We start from the raw sequence: 2,353 nt of genomic DNA on the forward strand, positions 1-2,353 counted from the left end.
CATCCTGGGCGCTCGTTGCGGGTCGCGGGGGCCGCTGGGTCAGCCTTTTCGGGCGCTGCGCGGCTTGATGAGGCGGATGCTAGGAGCAAGAATCAGCACAATCAAAATATTGTCATGGATACATCGGATGCCACGTTCGCGCTACAAGGCCCTGGTCGATGCGTTTGCCGCTGATATCCGCGCGGGGCGCCTGCTGCCCGGCGCGCGCCTGCCGACCCATCGCCAGTTGGCGGCGGAGGAGGGGCTGGCGTTGGTCACGGCGTCCCGGGTGTATGCGGAGCTCGAGGCGATGGGGCTGGTGAGTGGGGAGACGGGGCGCGGGACGTTCGTCAGGGAGGTGTCGCTGCCGCCCGGGCTGGGGGTGGACCAGCGGGATGTCGAAGCCGGGATGGTCGATCTCAACTTCAACTATCCCTCGGTGCCGGGGCAGGCGGAGCTGTTGCGCACCGCGTTGCGCCAGCTGGCGCTGAGTGGGGACCTGGAGGCCTTGCTGCGCTATCAACCCCACGGCGGGCGTTCGCACGAGCGGGCGGTGATGGCGCGTCATCTGCTCTGCCGGGGGCTGGCGGTGGCGGCGCAGCAGGTGCTGATCGTCAATGGCGCGCAGCACGGGCTGGCGGTGGCGATGATGGCGCTGCTGCAGCCGGGTGATGTGGTGGCGGCGGATGCCCTGACCTATCCGGGCTTCAAGGTACTGGCGGAGGCGTTGCGGGTGGAGCTGGTGGCCATCCCCTGTGGCGCGGCGGGGCCGGATCTCGCGGCGCTGGAGCGGCTCTGCCGGGAGAGGCCGGTGCGGGTGCTGTATACGATGCCCACGCTGCACAACCCCTTGGGCTGGGTGATGGCGGTCGAGCAGCGGGAGCGATTGGTGGCGATCGCGAGACGCCATGATCTGCGCATCATCGAGGACGCGGCCTATGCCTTTCTCGTCGAGGACTCGCCGCTGCCTGTGGCTGCGCTGGCGCCGGAGCGGACCGTCTATGTCTCGGGCTTTTCGAAGAGCGTGGCCACGGGGTTGCGGGTCGGCTTCGTGGCGGCGCCCGCATCCCTGGTGGCGTCGCTGGAGCGCACCATCCGTGCGACTGCCTGGAATACCGCCGGCGTGCTGACGGCGATTGCCTGCGGCTGGGTGGAGGACGGCACCGTGGAGCGTCTGGAGTCGGAGAAGCGCCAAGACGCCCGGGCTCGGCAGGCGCTGGCCGGCGAGCTACTGGCGGGGCTGCGCGTTGTGGGTCATCCCGATTCGTACTTCCTCTGGCTACCGCTATCCGAGGATGCCCGGGCCGACCAGGTGGCGATGGCGCTGATGCGTGAGCAGATCTCGGTATCGACCGCCGAGCCTTTCGCAACGTCCGCCCAGGTACCCCATGCGCTGAGGCTGGCATTGGGGTCTGTGGGAATGGGGGCGTTGCGTGATGCGCTGGTGAAGGTGCGCTCCACCGTGGAGGCCTTCACCTAGCCAGGCTCTTGACGGCGGCAGGAGGAGGGGGGCGCTGCGCACTGCGTCGTCTTCTATATATAGAGACTCAGCAGGTGGTCGATCGCTGCCGCTCCTTGCAGATGCGCTCGTAGATCTCTTCGCGGTGTACGGCTACATCCCGGGGGGCTTCGATGCCCAGCTTGGTCTGCGAGCCCTGGGTGGCAATCACTCTGACGACGATGCCATCGCCAATCTGGAAGTGCTCACCGACTTCGAATGTCAGCTCGTGCATGGAGATTCCTCTTATATAGGGCTGTGCCGGGGTGGCAAACGGTTCGGACCTTTGAGTAGCAAGTCGGTCATCGGTTCAGCGATTCGTTCGGCAAGGCTCCAGGAAGCGGCGGCTGTCGCACTCCAGGGCGGTCTCGCGAAAAGATTTCAATAAAGTGTTGACGTGCCGTTTCGTATCCCTATAATGCGCACCACTTCCACAGCGGAATCCAAGAAAAACCTCTTGTAAATCAATAGGTTGAGTAGATGGAGGGTGGTCAGGCCAAGGCTTGATCGATGCGGTGGAAGGGTGGCGCCAGGTTGGTTTCAGGTGTCGCCAGTTTCGTTCGGATGACTCCGAAAGAAACTGAAAAAGAGGTGTTGACAGCGAGTTGAAACGCTGTAGAATTCGCCTCCCGCTGGTGTGAAGCGAAAGATTCACTGAAGCGCAAGTCGTTGAGTAGAAAGAAAAAATTCTTCGAAAAACAGCTTGACAGAAAGAAAGGCTGCTGTAGAATGCGCGGCCTCGGTTGAGGCGAAAGACTTGATCGAAATTGCTCTTTAACAACTTGAATCAAGCAATTCGTGTGGGTGCTTGTGATGTAAGACTGGTAGTCGACTGATTATCAGCAACACAAGTAACACTCGTGAATTCGAGAGTTT

General features: G+C 62.6%; 2 protein-coding genes. One reads left to right on the top strand and one right to left on the bottom strand.

Features of this window, described 5'->3' with window-relative positions; translation table 11 throughout:
* The first annotated feature begins 127 nt into the window (after positions 1–127).
* Complete coding sequence (locus tag DMX10_RS32160) at positions 128–1,459, top strand: PLP-dependent aminotransferase family protein (RefSeq protein ID WP_111264886.1); 1,332 nt, start codon at positions 128–130, stop codon at positions 1,457–1,459.
* Between the two features lie 67 nt (positions 1,460–1,526).
* Here DMX10_RS32160 and DMX10_RS32165 read toward each other — a convergent pair whose 3' ends face one another.
* Complete coding sequence (locus tag DMX10_RS32165) at positions 1,527–1,712, bottom strand: carbon storage regulator (RefSeq protein WP_111264887.1); 186 nt, start codon at positions 1,710–1,712, stop codon at positions 1,527–1,529.
* Positions 1,713–2,353: the final 641 nt, after the last annotated feature.

The organism is Pseudomonas sp. 57B-090624 (assembly GCF_003234055.1).
GTDB lineage: Bacteria > Pseudomonadota > Gammaproteobacteria > Pseudomonadales > Pseudomonadaceae > Metapseudomonas > Metapseudomonas tohonis.